At 73.6% G+C, this 25,505-nt stretch carries 21 protein-coding genes; 20 read left to right on the forward strand and 1 reads right to left on the reverse strand.

Features of this window, described 5'->3' with window-relative positions; genetic code table 11:
* The first annotated feature begins 122 nt into the window (after nt 1-122).
* From ACH4SL_RS25505 to fusA, 6 genes are all read left to right on the forward strand, one after another.
* Nucleotides 123-1,019, forward strand: coding sequence for an AAA family ATPase (locus ACH4SL_RS25505; protein ID WP_398449644.1), 897 nt, complete (start codon nt 123-125; stop codon nt 1,017-1,019).
* 55 nt (nt 1,020-1,074) lie between these two features.
* Entirely contained in the window at nt 1,075-2,208 is a 1,134-nt protein-coding gene (locus ACH4SL_RS25510; protein ID WP_398449421.1) for a M24 family metallopeptidase, read from the forward strand.
* A 54-nt stretch (nt 2,209-2,262) separates the two neighbouring features.
* On the forward strand, nt 2,263-2,829 hold the full coding sequence (gene efp, locus ACH4SL_RS25515) for an elongation factor P (RefSeq protein ID WP_031515388.1): 567 nt from the start codon (nt 2,263-2,265) through the stop codon (nt 2,827-2,829).
* A gap of 2 nt (nt 2,830-2,831) precedes the next feature.
* Nucleotides 2,832-3,257: a transcription antitermination factor NusB gene (gene nusB / locus ACH4SL_RS25520; RefSeq protein WP_398449423.1), complete on the forward strand. Its 426-nt coding sequence runs from the start codon at nt 2,832-2,834 to the stop codon at nt 3,255-3,257.
* A 106-nt stretch (nt 3,258-3,363) separates the two neighbouring features.
* On the forward strand, nt 3,364-4,821 hold the full coding sequence (locus ACH4SL_RS25525) for a pyridoxal phosphate-dependent decarboxylase family protein (protein WP_398449425.1): 1,458 nt from the start codon (nt 3,364-3,366) through the stop codon (nt 4,819-4,821).
* A gap of 316 nt (nt 4,822-5,137) precedes the next feature.
* On the forward strand, nt 5,138-7,144 hold the full coding sequence (fusA, locus tag ACH4SL_RS25530; protein ID WP_398449427.1) for an elongation factor G: 2,007 nt from the start codon (nt 5,138-5,140) through the stop codon (nt 7,142-7,144).
* 462 nt (nt 7,145-7,606) lie between these two features.
* Here fusA and bldD read toward each other — a convergent pair whose 3' ends face one another.
* Nucleotides 7,607-8,107 carry a transcriptional regulator BldD gene (bldD, locus tag ACH4SL_RS25535; RefSeq protein ID WP_031515395.1) on the reverse strand — a complete coding sequence of 167 codons (501 nt, stop codon included), beginning with the start codon at nt 8,105-8,107 and terminating at the stop codon, nt 7,607-7,609.
* Between the two features lie 186 nt (nt 8,108-8,293).
* On the opposite strand from bldD, the gene pyrR reads away from it, so the two are divergent.
* The 14 genes from pyrR (at nt 8,294) to ACH4SL_RS25605 (ending at nt 25,497) form a co-directional block, all read left to right on the forward strand.
* Nucleotides 8,294-8,926, forward strand: coding sequence for a bifunctional pyr operon transcriptional regulator/uracil phosphoribosyltransferase PyrR (gene pyrR / locus ACH4SL_RS25540; protein ID WP_398449429.1), 633 nt, complete (start codon nt 8,294-8,296; stop codon nt 8,924-8,926).
* Nucleotides 8,927-9,021: 95 nt separating this feature from the next.
* Nucleotides 9,022-10,026, forward strand: a complete 1,005-nt coding sequence (locus ACH4SL_RS25545) for an aspartate carbamoyltransferase catalytic subunit (RefSeq protein WP_398449431.1) — start codon at nt 9,022-9,024, stop codon at nt 10,024-10,026.
* 2 nt (nt 10,027-10,028) lie between these two features.
* Nucleotides 10,029-11,321, forward strand: a complete 1,293-nt coding sequence (locus ACH4SL_RS25550; protein ID WP_398449433.1) for a dihydroorotase — start codon at nt 10,029-10,031, stop codon at nt 11,319-11,321.
* On the forward strand, nt 11,318-11,944 hold the full coding sequence (locus tag ACH4SL_RS25555; protein WP_398449435.1) for a hypothetical protein: 627 nt from the start codon (nt 11,318-11,320) through the stop codon (nt 11,942-11,944). Before ACH4SL_RS25550 ends, ACH4SL_RS25555 begins: the two co-directional genes overlap by 4 nt.
* Nucleotides 11,941-13,074 (forward strand): glutamine-hydrolyzing carbamoyl-phosphate synthase small subunit, encoded by a 1,134-nt coding sequence (gene carA / locus ACH4SL_RS25560; protein WP_398449438.1) that lies wholly within the window; start codon nt 11,941-11,943, stop codon nt 13,072-13,074. The genes ACH4SL_RS25555 and carA overlap by 4 nt, the downstream gene beginning before the upstream one ends.
* Complete coding sequence (carB, locus tag ACH4SL_RS25565) at nt 13,067-16,381, forward strand: carbamoyl-phosphate synthase large subunit (RefSeq protein ID WP_398449440.1); 3,315 nt, start codon at nt 13,067-13,069, stop codon at nt 16,379-16,381. The genes carA and carB overlap by 8 nt, the downstream gene beginning before the upstream one ends.
* 93 nt (nt 16,382-16,474) lie before the next feature.
* Nucleotides 16,475-17,584 (forward strand): quinone-dependent dihydroorotate dehydrogenase, encoded by a 1,110-nt coding sequence (locus tag ACH4SL_RS25570; RefSeq protein ID WP_398449442.1) that lies wholly within the window; start codon nt 16,475-16,477, stop codon nt 17,582-17,584.
* Nucleotides 17,581-18,420 (forward strand): orotidine-5'-phosphate decarboxylase, encoded by an 840-nt coding sequence (gene pyrF, locus ACH4SL_RS25575; RefSeq protein WP_398449444.1) that lies wholly within the window; start codon nt 17,581-17,583, stop codon nt 18,418-18,420. The genes ACH4SL_RS25570 and pyrF overlap by 4 nt, the downstream gene beginning before the upstream one ends.
* A 288-nt stretch (nt 18,421-18,708) precedes the next feature.
* Nucleotides 18,709-19,032: an integration host factor gene (locus ACH4SL_RS25580; protein ID WP_031515413.1), complete on the forward strand. Its 324-nt coding sequence runs from the start codon at nt 18,709-18,711 to the stop codon at nt 19,030-19,032.
* A 37-nt stretch (nt 19,033-19,069) separates the two neighbouring features.
* Nucleotides 19,070-19,693: a guanylate kinase gene (gene gmk, locus ACH4SL_RS25585; protein WP_398449447.1), complete on the forward strand. Its 624-nt coding sequence runs from the start codon at nt 19,070-19,072 to the stop codon at nt 19,691-19,693.
* Between the two features lie 100 nt (nt 19,694-19,793).
* Nucleotides 19,794-20,066, forward strand: coding sequence for a DNA-directed RNA polymerase subunit omega (rpoZ, locus tag ACH4SL_RS25590; RefSeq protein ID WP_031515417.1), 273 nt, complete (start codon nt 19,794-19,796; stop codon nt 20,064-20,066).
* A 140-nt stretch (nt 20,067-20,206) separates the two neighbouring features.
* Nucleotides 20,207-21,472 (forward strand): bifunctional phosphopantothenoylcysteine decarboxylase/phosphopantothenate--cysteine ligase CoaBC, encoded by a 1,266-nt coding sequence (gene coaBC / locus ACH4SL_RS25595; protein ID WP_398449449.1) that lies wholly within the window; start codon nt 20,207-20,209, stop codon nt 21,470-21,472.
* Between the two features lie 259 nt (nt 21,473-21,731).
* The gene (metK, locus tag ACH4SL_RS25600) at nt 21,732-22,946 is read left to right on the forward strand and encodes a methionine adenosyltransferase (protein WP_398449451.1); all 1,215 of its coding nucleotides are present in this window, start codon (nt 21,732-21,734) and stop codon (nt 22,944-22,946) included.
* A gap of 496 nt (nt 22,947-23,442) precedes the next feature.
* Nucleotides 23,443-25,497, forward strand: coding sequence for a primosomal protein N' (locus tag ACH4SL_RS25605; RefSeq protein ID WP_398449453.1), 2,055 nt, complete (start codon nt 23,443-23,445; stop codon nt 25,495-25,497).
* The last annotated feature ends 8 nt before the right edge of the window (nt 25,498-25,505 follow it).

Genomic DNA, 25,505 nt, shown 5'->3' on the forward strand with positions numbered 1-25,505 from the left:
TCCTGCTGCGCAGGGGGCTGCGCCCCGAAGGGGCGCGGGGAACTGCGCGAGCGACCACCCACCGGCCGGTGGTCCGGTACGGACCGAACTGCCCCTTCGGGCCGGTGACGACGTGCACCACGGTGGTGGGCTGGTCGCGCAGTTCTCCCCCAGGCTCCGCCTGGGAGGTGCCCCCACGCGCCCCTGAAAACGCTCGCCCGGCGTGGCAAGGGCACGGGGAAGCTTTCCCGGGCGTTCACCAAACGAAGCACGGGAACGGTACCGTTCCATGTCAACCCGCGCGGCAGCGCACACCGCACGAGATGGAGTCGGCCGACATGCAGCACGCTGTGGGGGCGCCGCAGCCCGGCGGGGGCCCGACGCCCCCGGCCGTAAGCGTCACCGGGCACTTCCCGCTGCCCGCGGCGGCCCCGGTGCAGGCGCCCGTGCCGGACGGCAACGGCTCGCTGGGCGGCGCCGCCCACGGCCCGGTGGCCGTCCTGCTGATCGGCGCGGCGGGCGCCGGGAAGACGACCATCGCGCGGCACTGGGCGGACAACCGCGGCGCCCCGACCGCGCACATCAGCCTCGACGACGTACGCGAGTGGGTGCGGGCCGGGTTCGCCGACCCGCAGGCGGGCTGGAACGAGCACTCCGAGGCGCAGTACCGGCTGGCCCGGCGCACCTGCGGTTTCGCGGCGCGCAACTTCCTGGCCAACGGCGTGTCCTGCATCATCGACGACGCCGTCTTCCCCGACCGCCCGGCGGTCGGCCTCGGCGGCTGGAAGCGGCACGTCGGGCCCGGCCTCGTCCCCGTGGTGCTCCTCCCGGGCCTGGACATCGTCCTGACCCGCAACGCCGAGCGGTCCGGCAACCGCCGGCTCTCCGACGAGGAGGTCGCCCGTATCCACGGCCGGATGGCCGGCTGGTACGGGTCGGGCCTGCCGATCATCGACAACTCCCACCTCGACGTCACGGCGGCGGCCGCGGCCCTCGACCGCGTAGTGCTGCGCAGCTTGCAGGGCCCCCCTACCTGGTGAGCTCCGCAGCGGCGGAAAACGGGCGAGGGTCGACACGTCGACTTAAGCTCGCCGCATGGCGGAGGTGCATGGGACCCGGCGGGACCGGCTGCGCGAGCGATGCGCCGCGGCCGGCGCTGCCGCCGCGCTGATCACCCGACCGGCGAACGTCCGGTATCTGACCGGCTGCGCGCCGCCCGGCTCCGCGCTGCTGGTCGGCCCCGGCGCCGAGGACACCCTCGTCCACCTGCGGCCGCCACCGGACGACGAGGGCGCGGCCGCCGACCCGCGGGGTGCGGGGGAGCAGCCCCCGGAGGACCTGCGGGCGACCGTGCTGCCCTCGCCGGACGGCGACGCGGCCGTGGCCGCGGCCACGCTCGCGCGCGAGCAGCACGCGGGATCGCTCGCCGTCGAGGAGCACCACCTCACCGTGGCGCGCCACCGCGCCATCCGCTCGGTCGCGAACGGCATGCCGATGTCCGACCTCGGCGGAGCCGTGGAGCAGCTGCGGCTGGTCAAGGACGAGCACGAGATCGCCGCGCTGCGGATCGCCGCGGAGATCGCCGACCAGGCGCTCGGCGAGCTGCTGGAGTCGATCCTGGTGGGCCGCACCGAGCGGCATCTCGCGCTGGAGCTGGAGCGCCGGCTCGTCGACCACGGGGCCGACAGCGCCGCCTTCCCCACCTCCGTGGGCACCGGCCCGAACAGCGGCACGGCCCGGCACGTACCGACGGACCGGCGGGTCGAGGAGGGCGACTTCCTCACCGTGCGGCTCGGCGCGTGCTACCGCGGCTACCGGTGCGAGGTGGGCCGCACGTTCGTGATCGGCACGGCCCCGGCGGGCTGGCAGATCGACCTGTACGACCTGGTCTTCAACGCCCAGCGGGCCGCCCGGGAGGCCCTGGCACCCGGTGTGGCCTGCCGGGACGTCGACCGGGTGGCCCGGCAGCCGCTGGTCGCGGCGGGGCACGGCGACGGTGTCGCGCAGTGGTCGGGGCACGGGGTGGGCCTGGAAATCGACGAGGACCCTCAGTTGTCACCTGCGGCCATGGGTAAACTGGACGCTTGCGTGCCGGTCACCGTCGAGCCGGGGGTCCACCTTCCGGGCCGCGGCGGGGTCCGCATCGACGACACACTCGTCGTACGCCCCGCGGCGGACGGCGGGCCCGAGCTACTCACCATCACGACCAAGGAACTCCTCGCCCTGTGACGGGCAGGGGGTGTCCGCGGTCCCCGAAGCAGCACATTCAGGAGATCCGCCACCGTGGCCACCACGAACGACCTCAAGAACGGCCTCGTGCTCAAGCTGGACAGCGGTCAGCTCTGGACCGTAGTCGAGTTCCAGCACGTCAAGCCCGGCAAGGGCCCCGCCTTCGTGCGCACCAAGCTGAAGCACGTGCTCTCCGGGAAGGTCGTCGACAAGACCTTCAACGCGGGTGTGAAGGTCGAGACCGCCAACGTCGACAAGCGCGGCATGCAGTTCTCCTACAAGGACGGCACCGACTTCGTCTTCATGGACACCGAGACCTACGACCAGATCACCATCACCCCCGAGGTCGTCGGCGACGCCGCCAACTACCTGCTGGAGGGCTTCGACGCCACGGTGGCGATGTACGAGGGCTCGCCGCTGTACGTCGAGCTGCCCGCGGCCGTCGAACTGGTCATCGAGTACACCGAGCCGGGCGTCCAGGGCGACCGCTCGACGGGCGGCTCCAAGCCGGCCCGGCTGGAGACCGGCTACGAGATCGGTGTCCCGCTCTTCATCACCACGGGTGAGAAGGTCAAGGTCGACACCCGTACGGGCGACTACCTCGGCCGGGTGAACAGCTAACCGTGGCCGCACGGAACAAGGCCCGCAAGCGCGCCTTCCAGATCCTCTTCGAGGCGGAGCAGCGGAACGCCGACCCGGTGACGGTGATGGCGGACTGGATCCGGCTCGCCCGGACCGACGACCGGCAGCCGCAGGTCACCGAGTACACGATGCAGCTGGTCGAGGGCTACGCGGCGCACGCCGCGCCGATCGACGAGCTGCTGTCGCGGCACGCCGTGGGCTGGACGCTCGACCGGATGCCGGTCGTCGACCGCAACGTGCTGCGGCTCGGTGCCTACGAGCTGATCTGGGAGGACGACGTCCCGGATGCGGTGGTGCTGGACGAGGCGGTGGAGCTGGCCAAGGAATTCTCCACGGACGAGTCGCCGTCCTTCGTCAACGGCCTGCTCGGCAAGCTCATGGAGCTCAAGCCGACCCTGCCGCGCTAGCCGCGGGCGTCCGCTCGCACCCCTGACCAGGCCCGACAGCAGAAGGTGAACAATATTCTGCTTCGGGCCTGGTGCATGCCGCACACCGTGGCCTAGATTCCCGCGCATGGACGAAGCGGCGGGCCCCGGCGGCGACGACACGATCCTGGCCCACCTGGAGCGGCTGCGCGCCGCCGACCTGCCCGTGCGCGGCGGCCGCACCATGGCCTACGTCTACGACGCCGGACTCGCCGGCCTCGACGAGCTGGCGGCCCGCGCGCACGCCGCGTTCGCGGGCGTCAACGGGCTGGACATGACCGCCTTCCCCAGCGTCGTAGCGCTGGAGAACGACATCGTCCGGCAGGCCGCCGACCTGCTCGGCGGCGGCCCCGCCACGGCCGGCACCTTCACCAGCGGCGGCACCGAGAGCTGCCTGCTCGCGGTGCTGACCGCCCGCGAGCACGCCGCTCGCACCCGCGGGGTCACCGCGCCCGAGATCGTGCTCCCGCAGACCGCGCACGCCGCCTTCCACAAGGCCGCCGCGCTCTTCGGGCTCACCCCCGTCACCGTCCCCGTCGACCCCGCGACCTTCCGGGCGGACCCGCGCGCCACGGCCGCCGCCCTCACCGGGCGCACCGCCCTGGTCGTCGTCTCCGCGCCCTCGTACGCGCACGGCGTGGTCGACCCGGTGCCCGCCGTCGCGGCGGCCGCCGCCGAGCGCGGGATCCTCTGCCACGTCGACGCCTGCATCGGCGGCTGGTACCTCGGCCACCGGCGGCTCGCCGACGGCATCGCCCCGCCGCCGCCCTTCGACCTGTCCGTGCCCGGCGTCACCTCGCTCTCGGTCGACCTGCACAAGTACGGCTACACGCCCAAGGGCGCCTCCGTCCTGCTCTTCCGCGACGCCGAGCTGCGCCGCCACGGCTGGTTCGCGCACGCCTCCTGGCCCGGCTACCCGGTCGTCAACGCCACCCTCCAGGGCACCAAGTCCGCCGGGCCGCTCGCCGCCGCGTGGGCGGTACTGCGGAAGGTCGGCACCTCCGGGTACGTCGACCTCGCCCGCCGGGTGCACGAGGCGACCGCGCGGCTCACCGAGGGCGTCGGGCGGATCGAGGGCCTGCGCGTGCTGGGCACCCCCGACGCCTCGCTCGTCGCGGTGGCCGCCGCGGAGGAGGGGCCCGACCCCTTCGTCCTGGCCGACGAGATGCGGCTGCGCGGCTGGTACCTCCAGCCGCAGCCCGCGTACGGGCCGTCACCGGCGAACGTGCACCTGACCGTGACCGCGGCCGCCGCGGACCCCGCCCGGATCGACGAGCTGCTCGCCGAGCTGGCCGCCGCGACCGGCCGGGCCCGCGCGCGGGGCCCCGCGACCGCCGACCCCGCCGTCGCCGAGGCCGCGGCGGGGCTCGACCCGGCGGCGCTCACACCCGACGAGGCCGCGTTCGCGCTCGACGTCGCCGGAGTGGGCTCGGACGGGGCGCTGCCCGAGCGGATGGCGCCGGTGCTCGCCGTACTCCAGGCGCTGCCCGCGCCGCTGACGGAGCGTCTGCTGCCCGAGGTCGTCGCGCGGCTCTACACCGCCTGAGCGGCGCCCCGGGAAAACCGGGTGCCCGCGCCGCGCGCCGCGCGCTACGCTCACGCCCGGAATCACGCGCAGCCCCCCACGAGGGGCGCGCCCGCTGACGAACGAGGGGAGACCGGCCGTGCGTACCGCCGCCGTCATCCCCGCGTCGCGGCACCGGGTGATCCTGGTGTCCTCGTGCCTCCGGCGCCGGCTGCGCGGCCGGCCCCGGACCCCCTGACGCACCCGCACGCCCTCCGCCGCCAGGCGATCCGCGGGCCCGGTGCGCCCGGGGAATCGCGCCCGCCCGATTCCCGGATCACCCGAAAGGCCCAGGGCCGTGCGCAGCACCCGCACCCGTCAGTCCGCCAACCCCCTCGCGACCGTCCGCAACATCGGCATCCTCGCCCATGTCGACGCGGGCAAGACCACCGTCACCGAGCGGGTCCTCCACCTCACCGGCGCCACCCACAAGCGCGGCGAGGTCCACGACGGCACCACCGTCACCGACTTCGACCCGCAGGAGCGCGACCGCGGCATCACCATCTTCGCGGCCGCCGTCTCCTGCGACTGGGACGGCCACCGGATCAACCTCATCGACACACCCGGCCACGTCGACTTCGCCGACGAGGTCGAACGCTCGCTGCGCGTCCTGGACGGCGCGGTCGCGGTCTTCGACGCGGTCGCCGGTGTCGAGCCGCAGAGCGAGTCGGTGTGGCGGCAGGCCGACCGGCACGGCGTCCCGCGCATCGCCTTCGTCAACAAGATGGACCGGGCCGGTGCCGACCTCGACGCCGTCGCGGACTCCGTCCGGCGGCGGCTGCACACCGTCCCGCTGGTCGTCCAGCTGCCGATCGGCCGCGAGGACGGCTTCACCGGCGTCGTCGACCTCGTCACGATGCGCGCGCTGCTCTGGGTGGACGGCGCGTACACCGAGGGCGAGGTGCCGCCGGAGCTGCGGGACGAGGCCGCGCGGCGCCGCCGGCTGCTGGAGGAGACGGCGGCGGAGCTGCACCCGGCCGCGCTGGAGGAGTTCTGCGCCGGGCGGGCGCTGGGCGCCGAGGCGCTGACCGCGGTGCTGCGCGACCTCACCCGCGGCGGCGAGGCCGTCGTCGTGCTGTGCGGCTCGGCCTACCGCAACCGCGGTGTCGAACCGCTGCTGGACGCCGTCACCGCCTACCTGCCCTCGCCACTGGACGTCCCGGCGGTACAGGGGCGGGCGGCCGACCCGGCGGCGCCCTTCGCGGGGCTGGTGTTCAAGGTCAACACGACCGCCACCGGGCGGCTCACGTTCCTGCGGATCTACTCGGGCACGCTGCGGAAGGGGGACACCGTGCTGGACGCGGGCGCCGGGCGCACCGAACGCGTCGGCCGCATCCTGCGGGTGCAGGCCGACCGGCACTCCGAGGTCGGACAGGCCGTCGCCGGCGACATCGTGGCCGTCGTCGGGCCCAAGGCCGCACGCCCCGGCGCGACGCTGTGCGCACCGGACGCGCCGCTGGTCCTGGAGCCGCCGACGGTCGCCGAGCCGGTCGTCTCCGTCGCCGTCGAGGCCGCGCTGTCCGCCGACACCGAACGGCTCGTCGGCGCGCTCGCCCGGCTCGCGGAGGAGGACCCGTCGCTGACGGTCCGCACCGACGCGGAGACCGGCCAGCTCGTGCTGGCCGGCATGGGCGAGCTGCACCTGGAGGTCGCGGTGGAGAAAGTACGCATCGACCACGGCATCCGGGTCGCGGTCGGCGCCCCGCAGGTCTCCTACCGGGAGACCGTGCGGCGCGGGGTGACCGGGCACGTCCACCGGCACGTCAAGCAGGACGGCGGCGCCGGGCAGTACGCACACGTGGTGATCGACGTCGCCCCGGGAGAGGAGGGTTTCGTGTTCGCGTCCACCGTGACCGGCGGGCGGGTGCCGCGCGAGTACGTACGCGCTGTCGAGGACGGCTGCCGGGACGCGCTCGTCGAGGGGCCGCTCGGCGGGCACCCCGTCACCGGCCTGCGGGTCGTCCTCACGGACGGGGCCACGCACCCCAAGGACTCCTCGGAGCTCGCCTTCCGCACGGCCGGCCGCGACGCCCTGCGGGCGGCGCTGCGTGCCTGTGAGCTGGGGCTCCTGGAGCCGGTCGTCGAGGTCACGGTGACCACGCCGGATGACTTCGTCGGGGCGGTCCTGGGCGACCTCGCCGCCCGGCGGGGCCGCGTGAGCGCCCAGCGCTCCCTGGCCGGCGCCGCGGAGCTGGTCGCGACGGTGCCCCTCGCCCGGCTCTTCGGCTACGCCGGGTCCCTCCGCAGCCGCACGCAGGGCCGCGCGACCTTCACCACCCGCTCCGCGGGGTTCGCCGCAGCCTGACCCCTACGCGGGGGCGTTCGGCTTCCCCGCCGCGGGGGGCCCGCGCCTTCGGCGCGGGGTGCTCCCACCCGCACCACCCGTGCGGGTGGGAGCGAAGTGTGCCGGTCTTCCTGTGGGCCGCAACCACCGTCGGCGGCGAGCCCGCCGTACAACCCGGAGGGGGACGATCCGGGGGTGCCCCCGGAGGAATGCGCACGCAAGACCCGCCACCTACGTCATGAGGTCGGACGCGCATTCCGAGGAGGTACCCCCGGAGTGGCACCCGACCCCACCCCCGCACGGAGTGCGCGATGCCCCGCCGGGTGACAACAGGGGCGCGAGGAACTGCGCGGCCAGCCCCCACCGGCGGCAAGGTCGCGCGGAGCACCGCGAGAGGCACCCCGCGGCGCAAGGGTGTGCGGGGCGGAGCCCCGGGGAGGGGGGACCGCCCCGGGGCGGGACGTTTCTGCTCAGGGGAGGGCGTCAGCCCTCTTCGTGCTGGACGGCCCGCCGCGCATCCGCGTCAAGAACGCCCCAGCCGATGAGCTGCTCGGTCAGCACCGACGGCGACTGGTCGTAGATCACGGCGAGCGTGCGCAGATCGTCCTGCCGGATCGACAGCACCTTGCCGTTGTAGTCGCCGCGCTGGCTCTGGATCGTCGCGGCGTACCGCTGCAGCGGACCGGCCTTCTCCGGCGGGACCTGGGACAGCCGCTCCAGGTCGAGGACCAGCTTCGGCGGCGGCTCGGCCGCACCGCCGGGCGTCGAACCCGGCAGCAGCTCCTGCACCGGCACGCCGTAGAAGTCGGCGAGTTCGGCGAGGCGCTGGACGGTCACGGCACGGTCGCCGCGCTCGTACGAGCCCACGACCACTGCCTTCCAGCGGCCCTGGGACTTCTCCTCGACACCGTGCAGTGACAGTCCCTGCTGGGTGCGGATGGCGCGGAGCTTCGCGCCGAGCTGTTTGGCGTAATCGCTGGACATATGGCTCCCCGGACGGAATCTCGGTGACTCACTGTGAGGTTACGCAGCGTAATCCGGGCTCGTCAAGCCGAACAGGTCCGACCGGTCCCTGACCTGGGCAGTCCGGGTCACCTGATACGGTGATGGGCGTACCCCCGACGTCCTTTAACGCCCGTCCCGTGAGGCGGGGAAGGAGGTCCCCGACCCATGGTCGAGAACCGCACGACCGCACCGTCCGGCGAAGCCGTTACCGCCGGTACAACCGATCCTCGGGAGGACCGCCCGGTCCTCGAGGCACCCGACATCGCCCGGGTCCTCACCCGCATCGCCCACGAGATCGTCGAACGCGCCAAGGGCGCCGACGACGTGGTGCTCCTCGGTATCCCCACCCGCGGGGTGTTCCTGGCCCGCCGGCTGGCCGCCAAGCTCGCCGAGATCACCGGCCGCGAGACCGCGGTGGGCTCCCTCGACACCACCATGTACCGCGACGACCTGCGGCTGCGGCCGCCGCGCGCGCTGGCCACGACCGAGATCCCGGGCGACGGGGTCGACGGCAGGCTCGTCGTCCTCGTCGACGACGTGCTCTTCTCCGGCCGCACCATCCGCGCCGCCCTCGACGCGCTGGGCGACATCGGCCGCCCGCGGGCCGTCCAGCTCGCCGTGCTCGTCGACCGGGGCCACCGCGAGCTGCCGATCCGCGCCGACTACGTCGGCAAGAACCTCCCCACCTCCCAGCGCGAGACCGTGCGGGTGCTGCTCACCGAGCAGGACGGGCGCGACAGCGTCCTGCTCGGCCAGCGCGACCCGGCGCCGCGCAGCGGCACGGCAGCGGACGAGTAGCGCCGTACGCCAGGGCCCCCGCAGCGGGGGTCCTGCGCCGCCGCATGCCCGAAGGCCGCCCCGCCACGCCCCCGCACACCCGGAGACGAGTCACCATGAAGCGCCACCTGATCTCGGCCGCCGACCTCACCCGTGACGACGCCCTGCTGATCCTCGACACCGCCGAGGAGATGGCCCGCGTCGCCGACCGGCCGATCAAGAAGCTGCCCACCCTGCGCGGCCGCACCGTCGTCAACCTGTTCTTCGAGGACTCGACGCGCACCCGCATCTCCTTCGAGGCGGCGGCCAAGCGGCTGTCCGCCGACGTCATCAACTTCTCCGCCAAGGGCTCCTCGGTCTCCAAGGGCGAGTCGCTGAAGGACACCGCGCTGACCCTGGAGGCGATGGGCGCCGACGCCGTCGTCGTACGGCACCACTCCTCCGGCGCCCCGCACAACCTCGCCACGTCCGGCTGGATCAACGCCTCGGTGGTCAACGCCGGCGACGGCACCCACGAGCACCCCACGCAGGCGCTGCTGGACGCCTTCACGATGCGCCGCCACCTGTCCGGCACCGGCCGCGACCTGGCAGGACGCCGGATCACCATCGTCGGCGACATCCTGCACAGCCGCGTCGCCCGCTCCAACGTCCAGCTGCTGGCCACCCTCGGCGCGGGCGTCACCCTCGTCGCCCCGCCCACGCTGCTGCCGATCGGCGTGGAGACCTGGCCCTGCGAGGTGTCCTACGACCTCGACGCGGTCCTCGCGAAGTCCGACGCGGTCATGATGCTGCGGGTGCAGCGCGAGCGGATGAACGCCGCGTACTTCCCGACCGAGCGCGAGTACGCCCGCCGCTACGGCCTGGACGGCCGGCGGATGGCCGCGCTGCCCGAGCACGCCATCGTCATGCACCCCGGCCCGATGAACCGCGGCATGGAGATGACCGCCGAGGTCGCCGACTCGCCGCGCTGCACCGCCGTGGAGCAGGTCGCCAACGGTGTCAGCACCCGGATGGCGGTGCTCTACCTGCTGCTCGGCGGCTCCGAGCCGGCCCTCAGCACCGAACGACCCGCACCCGGCACCGACCCGGGCCCCGCCGCCCGCACCGAGGAGAGCAAGTGACCATGAGCGACACCACCCTGATCCGCGGCGCGAAGGTCCTCGGCGGCGCTGCGCAGGACGTGCTGATCACCGGCGAGACCGTGACGGCCGTCGGCGAGGGCCTCGCGGCCCCCGAGGGCGCGGCGGTCGTCGAGGCCGCGGGCCACGTCCTGCTGCCGGGCCTGGTCGACCTGCACACCCACCTGCGCGAGCCCGGCCGCGAGGACTCCGAGACGGTGCTGACCGGCACCCGCGCGGCCGCCGCCGGCGGCTACACCGCCGTGCACGCCATGGCCAACACCTTCCCCGTGGCCGACACCGCGGGCGTCGTCGAGCAGGTCTGGCGGCTCGGCCGGGAGTCCGGCTACTGCGACGTCCAGCCGGTCGGCGCGGTCACCGTGGGCCTGGAGGGCAAGCAGCTCGCCGAGCTGGGCGCGATGGCCGACTCCGCCGCGCAGGTCCGGGTCTTCTCCGACGACGGCAAGTGCGTGGACGACGCCGTGATCATGCGCCGCGCGCTGGAGTACGTGAAGGCGTTCGGCGGCGTCGTCGCCCAGCACGCCCAGGAGCCCCGGCTCACCGAGGGCGCCCAGATGAACGAGGGCACCGTCTCCGGCGAGCTGGGCCTGACCGGCTGGCCCGCGGTCGCCGAGGAGTCGATCATCGCCCGCGACGTGCTGCTGGCCGCGCACGTCGGCTCCCGCGTGCACATCTGCCACCTGTCCACCGCGGGCTCGGTGGAGATCGTGCGCTGGGCCAAGTCCAAGGGCTGGGACGTCACCGCCGAGGTCACCCCGCACCACCTGCTGCTGACCGACGAGCTGGTCCGCTCCTACGACCCGGTCTACAAGGTCAACCCGCCGCTGCGCACCGAGGCCGACGTCCTGGCGCTGCGCGAGGCGCTGGCCGACGGCACGATCGACTGCGTCGCCACCGACCACGCCCCGCACCCGCACGAGGACAAGGACTGCGAGTGGGCCGCGGCCGCCATGGGCATGGTCGGCCTGGAGACCGCCCTGTCCGTGGTGCAGCACACCATGGTCGACACCGGGCTGCTCGACTGGTCCGGCGTCGCCGACCGGATGTCCGCCCGCCCCGCCGCCATCGGCCGGCTCGCCGGGCACGGCCGGCCCGTCGCCCCCGGCGAGCCCGCGAACCTGGTGCTGGTCGATGCCGCATACCGTGGGACCGTCAATCCCGCGGGATTCGCCTCCCGCAGCCGCAACACCCCGTACGCGGGCCGCGAGCTGCCGGGCCGGGTCGTCGCGACCTTCCTGCGGGGCCGTGCGACGGTCATGGACGGACAGCTCGTATGACACCACTGGATCGGCTCAGCCTCGCGGCCGCGCAGGCCGAGGGCAAGCACTCGGCGAAGGTCACCCACTGGGGCGACCGGATCGGCTGGATCGTGGGCCTGGCCCTCGTCGTCGGCCTGGTCTACTGGCTGATGCGGCAGGGCTGGCAGTGGCGCCGCACCCTCCAGGGCGGCCTGCCCGCCCTCCCGCAGCCTCCCGAGGCCACCGGCGAGGTCCTGCTCGGCGACGAGGGCCGCTACCACGGCAGCACCACCGCCGGGCAGTGGCTGGACCGCATCGTCGCGCACGGCCTGGGCGTCCGCAGCCGCGCCGGACTCACCCTCACCGCCGAGGGGCTGGACGTCGACCGCACCGGCGCACCCGGCTTCTTCGTCCCCACCGCCGCCCTGCGCGGCGCCCGGCTCGACAAGGGCATCGCCGGCAAGGTCCTCACCGAGGGCGGCCTGCTGGTCGTCACCTGGGAGCACGGCGGCACCCTCATCGACTCCGGCTTCCGCCTCGACAGCGCCGCGCGGCACCCCGCGTGGGCCGAGCGGATCACCGACCTCAGCGGCGACAGCGCTGTCGCCTTCACCGGCATCCGGCCGGAATCCGAGCAGCACCAGAAGGAAGGCGCGAAATGACGACCTCCACCCGGGCGGCGCGCACGCCCGCCGTACTCGTCCTGGAGGACGGCCGCACCTTCCGCGGCCGCGCCTACGGCGCGGTGGGGGAGACCTTCGGCGAGGCCGTCTTCTCCACCGGCATGACCGGCTACCAGGAGACCCTCACCGACCCCTCCTACCACCGGCAGGTGGTCGTCATGACCGCCCCGCACGTCGGCAACACCGGCGTCAACGACGAGGACCCCGAGTCCCGCCGCATCTGGGTGTCCGGCTACGTCGTCCGCGACCCCGCCCGCCGCCCGTCCAACTGGCGCTCCGTGCGCTCGCTGGACGAGGAGCTGACCGCCCAGGGCGTCGTCGGCATCAGCGGCATCGACACCCGCGCCCTGACCCGGCACCTGCGCGAGCGCGGCGCCATGCGGGTCGGCATCTTCTCCGGCAACGCGCTCGCCGACGAGGGCACCCTGCTCGCGAAGGTCCGCCAGGCCCCCGAGATGACCGGTGCCGACCTGGCCGGCGAGGTCGCCACCGAGCAGCCGTACGTCGTGCCCGCGGTCGGCGAGAAGCGCTTCACCGTCGCCGCCCTCGACCTCGGCATCAAGGGCATGACCCCGCACCGGATGGCCGAGCGCGGCATCGAGGTGCACGTGCTGCCCGCGAACGCCACCGCCGAGGACGTCTACGCGATCGCGCCCGACGGCGTCTTCCTGTCCAACGGCCCCGGCGACCCCGCCACCGCGGACCTCACCGTCGTCAAGGCGGTCCTGGAACGCGGCACCCCGCTGTTCGGCATCTGCTTCGGCAACCAACTGCTCGGCCGCGCCCTCGGCTTCGGCACGTACAAGCTCAAGTACGGCCACCGCGGCATCAACCAGCCGGTGCAGGACCGCGCGACCGGCAAGGTCGAGGTCACCGCGCACAACCACGGCTTCGCCGTCGACGCCCCCCTCGACGAGGTCAGCCAGACCCCGTACGGGCGCGCCGAGGTCAGCCACGTCTGCCTCAACGACCAGGTGGTGGAAGGCCTGCGGCTGCTCGACCGGCCCGCCTTCTCCGTCCAGTACCACCCCGAGGCCGCGGCCGGCCCGCACGACGCCGCGTACCTGTTCGACCGCTTCGTCAAGCTCATGGAGGCCCAGCGTGCCTAAGCGCACCGACATCCGGTCCGTTCTGGTCATCGGCTCGGGTCCGATCGTCATCGGCCAGGCCGCGGAGTTCGACTACTCCGGCACCCAGGCCTGCCGCGTCCTCAAGGCCGAGGGCCTGCGCGTCGTCCTGGTCAACTCCAACCCGGCCACGATCATGACCGACCCGGAGATCGCCGACGCCACGTACGTCGAGCCGATCACCCCGGAGTACGTCGAGAAGATCATCGCCAAGGAGCGCCCCGACGCGCTGCTGCCCACCCTCGGCGGTCAGACCGCGCTCAACACCGCGATCGCGCTGCACGAGAACGGCACGCTCGCCGAATACGGCGTCGAGCTGATCGGCGCCAACGTCGAGGCCATCCACAAGGGCGAGGACCGCGACCAGTTCAAGGGCGTCGTCGAGGCGGTCCGCGCCAAGATCGGCCACGGCGAGTCCGCCCGCTCGGTCATCTGCCACACCATGGACGACGTCCTCACCGGCGTCGACACCCTCGGCGGCTACCCCGTCGTCGTCCGCCCCTCCTTCACCATGGGCGGCGCCGGCTCCGGCTTCGCGCACGACGAGGAGGAGCTGCGCCGGATCGCCGGCCAGGGCCTGACCCTCTCGCCGACGACCGAGGTGCTGCTGGAGGAGTCCATCCTCGGCTGGAAGGAGTACGAGCTGGAGCTGATGCGCGACAAGCACGACAACGTCGTGGTCGTCTGCTCCATCGAGAACTTCGACCCCATGGGCGTGCACACCGGCGACTCCATCACCGTCGCGCCCGCCATGACCCTCACCGACCGCGAGTACCAGATCCTGCGCGACATCGGCATCGCCGTGATCCGCGAGGTCGGCGTCGACACCGGCGGCTGCAACATCCAGTTCGCCGTCAACCCCGAGGACGGCCGGGTCATCGTCATCGAGATGAACCCCCGGGTCTCCCGCTCCTCCGCGCTGGCCTCCAAGGCCACCGGCTTCCCGATCGCCAAGATCGCCGCCCGGCTCGCCGTCGGCTACACCCTCGACGAGATCCCCAACGACATCACCGAGAAGACCCCGGCGTCCTTCGAGCCCACGCTCGACTACGTCGTGGTCAAGGTGCCGCGCTTCGCTTTCGAGAAGTTCCCGGCCGCCGACGCCGCCCTCACCACCACCATGAAGTCGGTCGGCGAGGCCATGGCCATCGGCCGCAACTTCACCGAGGCCCTCAACAAGGCGCTGCGCTCGCTGGAGAAGAAGGGCTCGCAGTTCGACTTCGCGACCCCCGCCGACCCGGCGGCGAAGGCCGAGCTGCTGGAGCGCGCCGCGATCCCCACCGACGGCCGGATCAACACCGTCATGGCCGCGATCCGCGCCGGCGCCACCCCGGAGGAGGTCTTCGCGTCCACGAAGATCGACCCGTGGTTCGTCGACCAGCTCTTCCTCATCCACGAATACGCCGAGGAGCTTGCCGCCGCCGACCGCCTCGAACCGGAACTGCTCGCCGAGGCCAAGCGGCACGGCTTCTCCGACGCCCAGATCGCCGGCATCCGCGACCTGCGCGAGGAGACCGTCCGCGAGGTGCGGCACGCGCTCGGCATCCGCCCGGTCTACAAGACCGTCGACACCTGCGCCGCCGAGTTCGCCGCCGCCACGCCGTACTTCTACTCCTCCTACGACGAGGAGACCGAGGTCGCGCCGCGGAGCAGGCCCGCGGTGATCATCCTGGGCTCCGGGCCCAACCGCATCGGCCAGGGCATCGAGTTCGACTACTCCTGCGTGCACGCCTCCTTCGCGCTGCACGACGCCGGGTACGAGACCGTCATGGTCAACTGCAACCCGGAGACCGTCTCCACCGACTACGACACCTCCGACCGGCTCTACTTCGAGCCGCTCACGCTGGAGGACGTACTGGAGATCGTGCACGCCGAGGAGCAGGCCGGCCCGGTCGCCGGCGTCGTCGTCCAGCTCGGCGGCCAGACCCCGCTGGGCCTCGCGCAGGCCCTCAAGGACAACGGCGTGCCGGTCGTCGGCACCTCGCCCGAGGCCATCCACCTCGCCGAGGACCGCGGCGCCTTCGGCCGCGTCCTGGCCGAGGCCGGCCTGCCCGCGCCCAAGCACGGCACCGCCACGTCCTTCCCCGGCGCCAAGGCCATCGCCGACGAGATCGGCTACCCGGTCCTCGTCCGGCCGTCCTACGTGCTCGGCGGACGCGGCATGGAGATCGTCTACGACGAGGCGCGGCTCGCCGAGTACATCGCCGAATCCACCGAGATCAGCCACGATCGCCCGGTCCTGGTCGACCGCTTCCTCGACGACGCGATCGAGATCGACGTGGACGCCCTCTACGACGGCCACGAGCTCTACCTCGGCGGCGTCATGGAGCACATCGAGGAAGCCGGTATCCACTCCGGCGACTCCGCGTGCGCGCTGCCCCCGATCACGCTGGGCGGCCACGACATCAAGCGGCTGCGCGCCTCCACCGAGGCCATCGCCCGCGGTGTCGGCGTGCAGGGCCTGATCAACATCCAGTTCGCGCTGGCCGGGGACATCCTCTACGTCCTGGAGGCCAACCCGCGCGCCTCCCGTACCGTCCCCTTCACCTCCAAGGCCACCGCGGTGCCGCTCGCCAAGGCCGCCGCCCGTATCTCGCTCGGCGCGACCATCGCCGAGCTGCGCGCCGAGGGCCTGCTGCCCGCCACCGGCGACGGCGGGGAGCTGCCGCTGGACGCGCCGATCTCCGTCAAGGAGGCCGTGCTGCCCTGGAGCCGCTTCCGCGACCCCCAGGGCCGCGGCGTCGACACCATCCTCGGCCCGGAGATGCGCTCCACCGGCGAGGTCATGGGCATCGACGCGGTCTTCGGCACCGCCTACGCCAAATCCCAGGCCGCCGCGTACGGGGCCCTGCCCAGCAAGGGCCGCGCCTTCATCTCGGTCGCCAACCGCGACAAGCGCGCCCTGATCTTCCCGGCCCGCGCGCTCATCGAGCACGGCTTCGAGCTGCTCGCCACCTCCGGCACCGCGGAGGTGCTGCGCCGCAACGGGATCCACGCGAAGGTCGTGCGCAAGCAGAGCGAGGGCGTCGGGCCCGAGGGCGAGCCCACGATCGTCACCCTCATCCACGAGGGCGAGGTGGACCTGATCGTGAACACCCCGTTCGGCACGGGCGGCCGCCTCGACGGCTACGACATCCGTACGGCCGCGGTGTCGCGGGGCATCCCCTGCCTCACGACGGTGCAGGCGCTCGCGGCGGCCGTCCAGGGCATCGACGCCCTGACCCGCGGCGAGATCGGCGTCGGCTCCCTCCAGGAGCACGCCGCCCGCCTGGCAGCGAGCCGCGCATAGCCGCGCGGGGCGAGCGTTTTGAGGGGCGCGTGGGGGGCACCTCACGCGCCCCCAGACGCGGGCGCACCGAACCGTACGACGAGAAAGCGACGCATGTACGACTTGCTCTTCCGGATGCTCTTCCGGCGGATGGACGCCGAGAAGGCGCATCACCTCGCCTTCGGGTGGATCCGGGCCGCGGCCCGGACGCCCGGGGTGCGGGCGCTGGCCGCCCGCGTCCTGGCCCGTCCGCAGGCGAGCCTGCGGACCACCGCGTTCGGGCGGACGATGCCGGGGCCGTTCGGCCTGGCGGCGGGGTTCGACAAGAACGCCGTCGCCGTCGACGGCATGGCGATGCTCGGCTTCGACCACGTCGAGATCGGTACGGTCACCGCGCGGCCGCAGCCCGGCAATCCGCAGCCGCGGCTCTTCCGGCTGGTGCCGGACCGCGCGCTGATCAACCGGATGGGGTTCAACAACGACGGCTCCGCCGCCGTCGCGGCCCGGCTGGCGGCGCGGCGGGCGGTCTTCCCGGTCACCGTGGGCGTCAACATCGGCAAGACCAAGGTCGTCCCGGAGGGGGAGGCCGTACAGGATTACGTGGCCTCCGCCGAGCGGCTGGCCCGGCACGCCGACTACCTGGTTGTCAATGTGTCGTCGCCGAACACTCCGGGGCTGCGCAGCCTTCAGGCCACCGAGGCGCTGCGGCCGCTGCTGGCCGGGGTGCGGGAGGCCGCCGACCGGGCGGTGCCCGAGCGGCGGGTCCCGCTGCTGGTCAAGATCGCACCGGACCTCGCGGACGAGGACGTCGACGCGGTCGCCGACCTGGCCGTCGAGCTGGGCCTGGACGGCATCATCGCCACCAACACCACCATCGCCCGCGAGAGCCTGGGCCTGACCGGCGACCCCGCGGTCGCCGCCGAGACCGGCGGCCTGTCCGGGGCGCCGCTGAAGGACCGCTCGCTGGAGGTGCTGCGGCGGCTGTACGAGCGGGTCGGCGACCGGATCACGCTGGTCGGCGTCGGCGGCGTGGCGGACGCCGAGGACGCCTGGCAGCGCATCCTGGCGGGTGCGACGCTCGTCCAGGGCTACAGCGCCTTCATCTACCAGGGGCCCTTCTGGATGCGCGCCGTCCACAAGGGGCTGGCCGCCCGGCTGGCCGCGAGCCCGTACGCCACCCTCGCCGACGCGGTCGGCGCCGACACCAGGAAGGCCACCTCGTGAGCACCGAGCAGGAACCCTTCGGCGCGCGGCTGCGCCGGGCCATGGACACCCGCGGGCAGCTGTGCGTCGGCATCGACCCGCACGCCTCGCTGCTGGCCGAGTGGGGGGTCGGCGACGACGTCGCGGGCCTGGAGCGCTTCACGATGACCACGGTCGAGGCGCTGGCGGAGCAGGTCGCGGTGCTCAAGCCGCAGTCGGCCTTCTTCGAGCGCTTCGGCTCGCGCGGTGTCGCGGTGCTGGAGCGGGCCGTCGCCGCGGCCCGGCAGGCGGGTGCGCTGGTGCTGATGGATGCCAAGCGGGGCGACATCGGCTCGACGATGGCCGCGTACGCCGCCACGTACCTGGACCCGTCCTCGCCGCTGTTCAGCGACGCGGTCACGGTCAGCCCGTACCTGGGCTTCGGCTCGCTGCGGCCCGCGCTGGACGCGGCGCGGGCGGCGGGCGCGGGCGTCTTCGTCCTGGCGCTGACCTCGAACCCGGAGGGCGCCGAGGTACAGCGCGCGACGGCCGCCGACGGCCGGCCGGTCGCCCAGGTGGTGCTGGACGCCATCGCCGAGGAGAACGACGGGACGGCCCCGCTGGGCTCGGTCGGCGCGGTGGTGGGCGCGACGCTGGGCCGCGCCGGGGTGAACCTGGCGGTGAACGGGCCGCTGCTGGCCCCGGGCGTCGGCGCGCAGGGGGCGACCCCGGCCGACCTCCCGGGCGTCTTCGGCGCCGCGCTGGCCAACGTACTGCCGAGCGTGAGCCGCGGGGTGCTGCGGCACGGACCGGACGCGGCGGCGCTGCGTGCGGCCGCCCGGCGGTACGCCGACGAGGTACGCCAAGCGGGGCAATAGTGCGGTAATACCTGCGGGTAATACGGTCGAATATCGAACAGAAAAAGGGCCGGATTCAACCACCTGCGGCTTTGTGCTCGCAAGGTGTTCCGCTTTGTCCCAAATATCCCCTCGGATCAAGGCTGACCAGGACTTTTCGACTGTTCTCGCTGACGTGAGCCGTCCGGACCGCTAGTCTCCGACAGGAGCGCGCAGTTCACCCGCGCAGCTCCTCTCCTCCGCACAGGTGTGGGGGAGCGTGTTCCACCGGTCCATATCCGATTGCTCTACTTCCGAGGTGACGTAGGCGTGGCACTTCCGCCCCTTACCCCCGAACAGCGCGCTGCCGCGCTCGAAAAGGCCGCCGCGGCTCGCCGGGAGCGCGCCGAGGTCAAGAACCGACTGAAGCACTCCGGCGCGTCTCTGCACGAGGTCATCAAGCAAGGCCAGGAGAACGACGTCATCGGCAAGATGAAGGTCTCCGCCCTGCTCGAGTCCCTTCCCGGTGTCGGGAAAGTGCGCGCCAAGCAGATCATGGAGCGGCTCGGCATCTCCGAGAGCCGCCGGGTGCGCGGTCTTGGCTCGAACCAGATCGCTTCCCTGGAGCGGGAGTTCGGCGGCACCGCCGCCTGATGTCCCGGGTCCTTCGGGAACCAGGGATAATCGCTCCATGAGCTCTGCTGTCTCCCGGGGGGCTGTCGGCCCCCTCGCTCCGCAGGGGGCCACCGCGGCCCCCCCGGTCAGACGTCCGCGACTGACCGTGCTCTCCGGCCCCTCCGGGGTCGGCAAGAGCACGGTCGTCGCCCACCTGCGCACCGTGCACCCCGAGGTGTGGCTCTCGGTGTCGGCGACGACCAGAAAGCCCCGCCCCGGTGAACGGGACGGCGTGCAGTATTTCTTCGTCGACGACGACGAGTTCGACAAACTCGTCGCCAACGGCGAACTGCTGGAGTGGGCCGAATTCGCCGGCCATCGCTACGGCACCCCGCGGCAGGCGGTCCTCGACCGGCTCGCCGCGGGCGAGCCCGTGCTGCTGGAGATCGACCTCCAGGGCGCCCGGCTGGTGCGCGAGTCGATGCCGGAGGCCGATCTGGTCTTCCTCGCCCCGCCCAGCTGGGACGAGCTGGTCCGCCGGCTCACCGGCCGGGGCACCGAGTCGCCCGAGGTGATCGAGCGCCGGCTGGCCGCGGCCCGGGTCGAACTGGCCGCGGAGTCCGAGTTCGACCGCACCCTTGTCAACACCTCCGTCGAGGATGTAGCGCGTGAGCTGCTAGCCTTGATGCACATCGACTGAGTGGCATCTTTGTCCCGCGCGCCGGACCCCGGTCCGGCTTCCGCGCCCGCCACCCCGTCCGCACCGTCCACTCGTTCCCGTCAGTAGGGGTAGGTAGAGCGTGTCCTCTTCCATCACCACGCCCGAGGGCATCATCAACCCGCCGATCGACGAGCTGCTTGAGGCCACCGACTCCAAGTACAGCCTGGTGATCTACGCGGCCAAGCGCGCCCGCCAGATCAACGCGTACTACTCCCAGCTCGGCGAGGGCCTGCTGGAGTACGTCGGCCCGCTGGTGGACACCCACGTCCACGAGAAGCCGCTGTCGATCGCGCTGCGCGAGATCAACGCGGGCCTGCTCACCTCCGAGGCCGTCGAGGCCCCGGCCACCTGAGCAGCCGCACGGCGCACACACGTACGACGCATGACCACAGGCCCGGCGGCGCGACCGCCGGGCCTGTGGTGTGTCATGGGGGGAGCGGCGGCCGGCGCGAGCAGGGCCGGTGAAGGCGCGACGGCAGACGGGAGAGACGCATGGAGCGGCAGGCGGACGGTACGGACGCCCCGGGCGGTACGGCGGGTGCCCGGCCCCGGGTCGTGCTCGGGGTCGGCGGCGGCATCGCGGCGTACAAGTCCTGCGAGCTGCTGCGGCGGCTCACCGAGTCGGGGCACGACGTCACCGTGGTGCCGACCGAGTCGGCGCTGAACTTCGTCGGCGCGGCCACCTGGTCCGCGCTGTCCGGCCACCCGGTCGCCACCGGGGTGTGGACCGGCGTCCACGAGGTGCCGCACGTCAGGATCGGCCAGCACGCCGACCTGGTCGTCGTCGCCCCCGCCACCGCCGACCTGCTCGCGCGGGCCGCCCACGGCCTGGCCGACGACCTGCTCACCAACACCCTGCTCACCGCGCGCTGCCCCGTCGTCTTCGCCCCCGCCATGCACACCGAGATGTGGGAGCACCCCGCGACGCAGGAGAACGTCGCCACGCTGCGCCGCCGCGGCGCCGTGGTCGTCGAGCCCGCGGTCGGCCGGCTCACCGGTGTCGACACCGGCAAGGGGCGGCTGCCCGAGCCCGCGGAGATCTTCGAGGTCTGCCGCCGGGTGCTGGCCCGCGGCGGCCTCACGCGCGATCTGGCCGGCCGCCATGTGGTGGTCAGCGCCGGCGGCACCCGCGAGCCGCTGGACCCGGTGCGCTTCCTCGGCAACCGCTCCTCGGGCAAGCAGGGCTACGCGCTGGCCCGTACCGCGGTCGCGCGCGGCGCCCGGGTCACGCTGGTCGCCGCCAACACCGCGCTGCCGGACCCGGCGGGCGCCGACGTGGTGCCGGTCGGCAGCGCCGCGCAGATGCGCGACGCGGTGCTCGCCGCGGCCCGGGACGCCGACGCGGTCGTGATGGCGGCGGCTGTTGCGGATTTCCGTCCGTCTCATTACACGGATATGAAGATCAAGAAGCGGGACGGCCAGGGCCCCGAGCCGATCGGGCTCGCGGAGAACCCCGACATCCTCGCGGGCCTGTCCGCGGACCGCCCGCACCCCGCCCTGGTCGTCGTCGGCTTCGCCGCCGAGACGGACGACGTGCTCGCCAACGGGCGCAAGAAGCTCGCCCGCAAGGGCTGTGACCTGCTGGTCGTCAACGAGGTCGGGGAGGGCACGGCCTTCGGCACCGACCACAACGCGGCCGTCGTGCTGGGTGCCGACGGCAGCGAGACCGAGGTGCCGTACGGGCCGAAGGAGGCGCTTGCCGAGACCGTCTGGGACCTCGTGTCCGTCCGGCTCGGCGGCGCCCCCCAGGGGGGCTGAGGCCCCCCGACCAGGCGCTTCCGCGGAAATCCCCCGAACGGCCGTACCGAATCGGGCGGAATCGCATGAAAGGCCGCCGTGGCGGGACTGATCGTCATACCGTCGTGGGAAGTGACGCAGGTCATGCAGCATCCAAGGAACGAGATGTCGTGTCCGCTCCGGCGGCGCGAACGATAAACTTGCCGCCGGAGTGCCGGGCGCAGCCCCGCTGCACTCCACCAAGAATCAGCCAGCAGCCGCTGCAACCCCAGGGAGCGATGTGTCCCGCCGCCTCTTCACCTCCGAGTCCGTCACCGAGGGCCACCCGGACAAGATCGCTGATCAGATCAGCGACACCATTCTCGACGCCCTGCTGACCGCCGACCCCGCCTCGCGCGTCGCGGTCGAGACGCTGATCACCACCGGCCAGGTGCACATCGCGGGAGAGGTGACGACGACCGCGTACGTGGACATCGCCACCCTCGTCCGCAGCAGGATCCTCGACATCGGCTACGACTCGTCCAAGAAGGGCTTCGACGGCGCCTCCTGCGGCGTGTCGGTGTCCATCGGCGCGCAGTCGCCCGACATCGCCCAGGGCGTCGACACCGCCTACGAGGCCCGGGTCGAGGGCGCCGCGGGCGAGGACGACCTCGACAAGCAGGGCGCGGGCGACCAGGGCCTGATGTTCGGCTACGCCTCGGACGAGACGCCCGAGCTCATGCCGCTGCCCATCACCCTCGCGCACCGCCTCTCCCGGCGCCTCACCGAGGTCCGCAAGAACGGGACCATCCCCTACCTGCGGCCCGACGGCAAGACGCAGGTCACCATCGAGTACGACGGCGACAAGGCCGTCCGCCTCGACACCGTCGTGGTGTCCTCGCAGCACGCCTCCGACATCGACCTGGAGTCGCTGCTCGCGCCCGACATCCGCGAGTTCGTCGTCGAGGTCGAGCTCAAGGCGCTCATCGAGGACGGCATCAAGCTCGACACCGAGGGCTACAAGCTGCTCGTCAACCCCACCGGGCGGTTCGAGATCGGCGGCCCGATGGGTGACGCGGGCCTGACCGGCCGGAAGATCATCATCGACACGTACGGCGGTATGGCCCGCCACGGCGGTGGCGCCTTCTCCGGCAAGGACCCGTCCAAGGTGGACCGCTCCGCGGCGTACGCGATGCGGTGGGTCGCCAAGAACGTCGTGGCCGCCGGGCTCGCGGCGCGCTGCGAGGTCCAGGTCGCGTACGCGATCGGCAAGGCGGAGCCCGTCGGGCTCTTCGTCGAGACCTTCGGCACGGAGAACGTCGACGTCGAGAAGATCGAGCAGGCCATCTCGCAGGTCTTCGACCTGCGGCCGGCCGCGATCATCCGCGACCTCGACCTGCTGCGGCCCATCTACGCGGCCACCGCCGCGTACGGCCACTTCGGCCGCGAGCTTCCCGAGTTCACGTGGGAGCGCACGGACCGCGTCGAGGCGCTGCGCGCCGCCGCGGGCATCTGAGGTAGCCCCCGCCCCTCGCGAAGCGCGGTTCGCCGCCTCCGCGAGGGGCTTCGCCCTGCCAGGGGGTGCGCCACGGGGTGCCCCTCGCGGTGGCCGCCGCGACCGTCCGCCGGTGGGTGGCTTGTCGCGCAGTTCCCCGCGCCCCTCAAAAACGGGTGCCCTCCCGCGTAACAGCAGCCGCCTCCGGCGGCGAAGCCCCGAACGAGAGGGGCTCATGTCTGCGGCGCAGGGCAACAAATCAGGGGCGCGGGGAACTGCGCGCTCAGCCCCCACCGGGCGGAAAGGTGGCGTGCCACGCCAGGCGGCAACCATCCAGGGGCGCGGGGAACTGCGCGCTCAGCCCCCACCGGGCGGAAAGGTGGCGTGCCACGCCAGGTGGCAACCATCCAGGGGCGCGGGGAACTGCGCGACCAGCCCCCACCGGCGGAAGATCGCGGAGCCCAGCGCAAGGGGCAGGTCGGGGCGTCCTGTCAGAGCCGTCTGGCACGATTGCCGGGTGAGCGACCAGGACAAACCGGCGGAGCAACTCGCCCTTATCCGGGGGGCCGTCCGGAAGGCGAAACCGCGGACGTGGCGCGGAGCCGCCCTCGCCGAGGGGCTGCCGGTCGCCCGGGTGCTGGTCGACAAGGGGCTGCTGCACCTGGACCAGTTCTTCGACTACGCCGTCCCCGCCGCGATGGACGCGGACGCCCAGCCCGGCGTACGGGTCCGGGTCCGCTTCGGCGCGCGTGTCGTCAAGGGGCGGCGCGAGGGCGGCACCCTGCACGACGGCTTCATCGTCGAGCGCCGCGCCGAGAGCGACTACGCCGGCCCGCTCGCCCCGCTGGCCCAGGTCCTCTCCGCCGAGCGCGTCCTCACCCCGCGGCTGCTCACCCTGTGCCGCCAGGTCGCCGACCGCTACGCCGGGGTGCTCGCCGACGTCGTCCAGCTCGCCGTGCCGCCCCGGATGGCCCGCGCCGAACGCGACCCGTCCCCCGAGCCGCTGCCCGCCCCCGCCGCCCCCGCGCCCGGCAGCTGGGCGCGGTACGCCACCGGGCCCGGCTACCTCCAGGCGCTCGCCCGCGGCGACACCCCGCGGGCCGTCTGGCTCGCCCTCCCCGGCCCGCACTGGCCTGAAGAACTCGCCCGCGCCATCGCCGCGACCCTCGCCTCCGGGCGCGGCGCCCTCGCCGTGCTGCCCGACGGGCGCGCCGTCGCCCGCGCCGACGCCGCCCTCACCGCACTCCTCGGCGAGGGCCACCACGTCATGCTCACCGCCGACGCCGGCCCCGAGGAGCGCTACCGGCGCTGGCTCGCCGTCAGCCGCGGCGCGGTCCGCGCCGTCGTCGGCACCCGTGCCGCCATGTTCGCCCCCGTCGCCGACCTCGGCCTCGTCGCGGTGTGGGACGACGGCGACTCCAGCCACTCCGAGCCGCACGCGCCCTACCCGCAGGCCCGGGACGTCCTGCTGCTGCGCGCCACCGAGGAGCGCACCGCCTTCCTGCTCGGCGGCCTGACCGGCACCGTCGAGGGCGCCCAGCTCGTCGACAGCGGCTGGGCGCTGCCGCTGGCCGCGACCCGCGACCAGGTACGGGCCGCGGCCCCGCTCATCCGCACCATCGGCGACGCCGACGAGGCCCGGGACGCCGCCGCCCGCGCCGCCCGGCTGCCCTCGCTCGCCTGGCAGGTCACCCGCGACGCGCTGGCCCGCGGACCGGTCCTCGTACAGGTGCCGCGGCGCGGCTACGTCCCCCGGCTGGCCTGCGGCTCCTGCCGCGCCGCCGCCCGCTGCGCCGCCTGCGCAGGACCGCTGGAACTGCACGAGCAGGGCGGCACACCCGCGTGCGGCTGGTGCGGGCGCCCCGCCGCGGACTGGCACTGCCCCGAATGCGGCGGCTTCCGGCTGCGCGCCCAGGTCGTCGGCGCCCGCCGCACCGCGGAGGAGCTGGGCCGCGCCTTCCCGCGGGTCCCGGTGCGGACGTCGGGCCGCGACACCGTGCTGCCGTCCGTCGGCGCCGCCCCCGCGCTCGTCATCGCCACGCCGGGCGCGGAGCCCGTCGCCGACGGCCCCGGTTACGCGGCCGCCTTGCTGCTCGACGGCTGGGCCCTCCTCGGGCGGCCCGACCTGCGGGCCGGCGAGGAGGCGCTGCGGCGCTGGGCCGCCGCGGCCGCGCTGGTGCGTCCCGCGGGGGAGGGGGGCACGGTCGTCGTCCTCGCCGAGCCGACGCTGCGGCCCGTGCAGGCGCTCGTCCGGTGGGACCCCGCCGGGCACGCCGTGCGGGAGCTGGCCGAACGCGCCGAGCTGCGGTTTCCGCCGGTGGCACGGATGGCGTCGGTCTCCGGGCCGCCCGGTGCGGTGGCGGAGCTGCTCGCGGTACTGCGGCTGCCGCCGGGGGCGGACCAGCTGGGGCCGGTGCCGATGCCTTCCGGCGGGGAGAGGGTGCTTTTGCGGGTGCCGCCGGGGAGTGGGGGGGCGCTGGCGCTGGCGCTGCGGGAGGCGCGGGTCGCTCGGGCCGCGCGGGGTGGGGGGGAGCCTGTCGCTGTCCGCCTTGACCCGGCGGACATCGGGTAGTTTTCGTT

This window comes from Streptomyces sp. NPDC021020, assembly GCF_044333285.1.
GTDB lineage: Bacteria > Actinomycetota > Actinomycetes > Streptomycetales > Streptomycetaceae > Actinacidiphila.

Coding starts and splice junctions, on each gene's coding strand:
- ACH4SL_RS25570 (WP_398449442.1), top strand. CDS start 16,475: ATGTACGACTTGCTCTTCCGGATGCTCTTCCGGCGGATGGACGCCGAG.
- ACH4SL_RS25555 (WP_398449435.1), top strand. CDS start 11,318: ATGACACCACTGGATCGGCTCAGCCTCGCGGCCGCGCAGGCCGAGGGC.
- coaBC (WP_398449449.1), top strand. CDS start 20,207: ATGGAGCGGCAGGCGGACGGTACGGACGCCCCGGGCGGTACGGCGGGT.
- ACH4SL_RS25545 (WP_398449431.1), top strand. CDS start 9,022: ATGAAGCGCCACCTGATCTCGGCCGCCGACCTCACCCGTGACGACGCC.
- gmk (WP_398449447.1), top strand. CDS start 19,070: ATGAGCTCTGCTGTCTCCCGGGGGGCTGTCGGCCCCCTCGCTCCGCAG.
- ACH4SL_RS25525 (WP_398449425.1), top strand. CDS start 3,364: ATGGACGAAGCGGCGGGCCCCGGCGGCGACGACACGATCCTGGCCCAC.
- bldD (WP_031515395.1), bottom strand. CDS start 8,107: ATGTCCAGCGATTACGCCAAACAGCTCGGCGCGAAGCTCCGCGCCATC.
- ACH4SL_RS25510 (WP_398449421.1), top strand. CDS start 1,075: ATGGCGGAGGTGCATGGGACCCGGCGGGACCGGCTGCGCGAGCGATGC.
- carA (WP_398449438.1), top strand. CDS start 11,941: ATGACGACCTCCACCCGGGCGGCGCGCACGCCCGCCGTACTCGTCCTG.
- pyrR (WP_398449429.1), top strand. CDS start 8,294: ATGGTCGAGAACCGCACGACCGCACCGTCCGGCGAAGCCGTTACCGCC.
- ACH4SL_RS25550 (WP_398449433.1), top strand. CDS start 10,029: ATGAGCGACACCACCCTGATCCGCGGCGCGAAGGTCCTCGGCGGCGCT.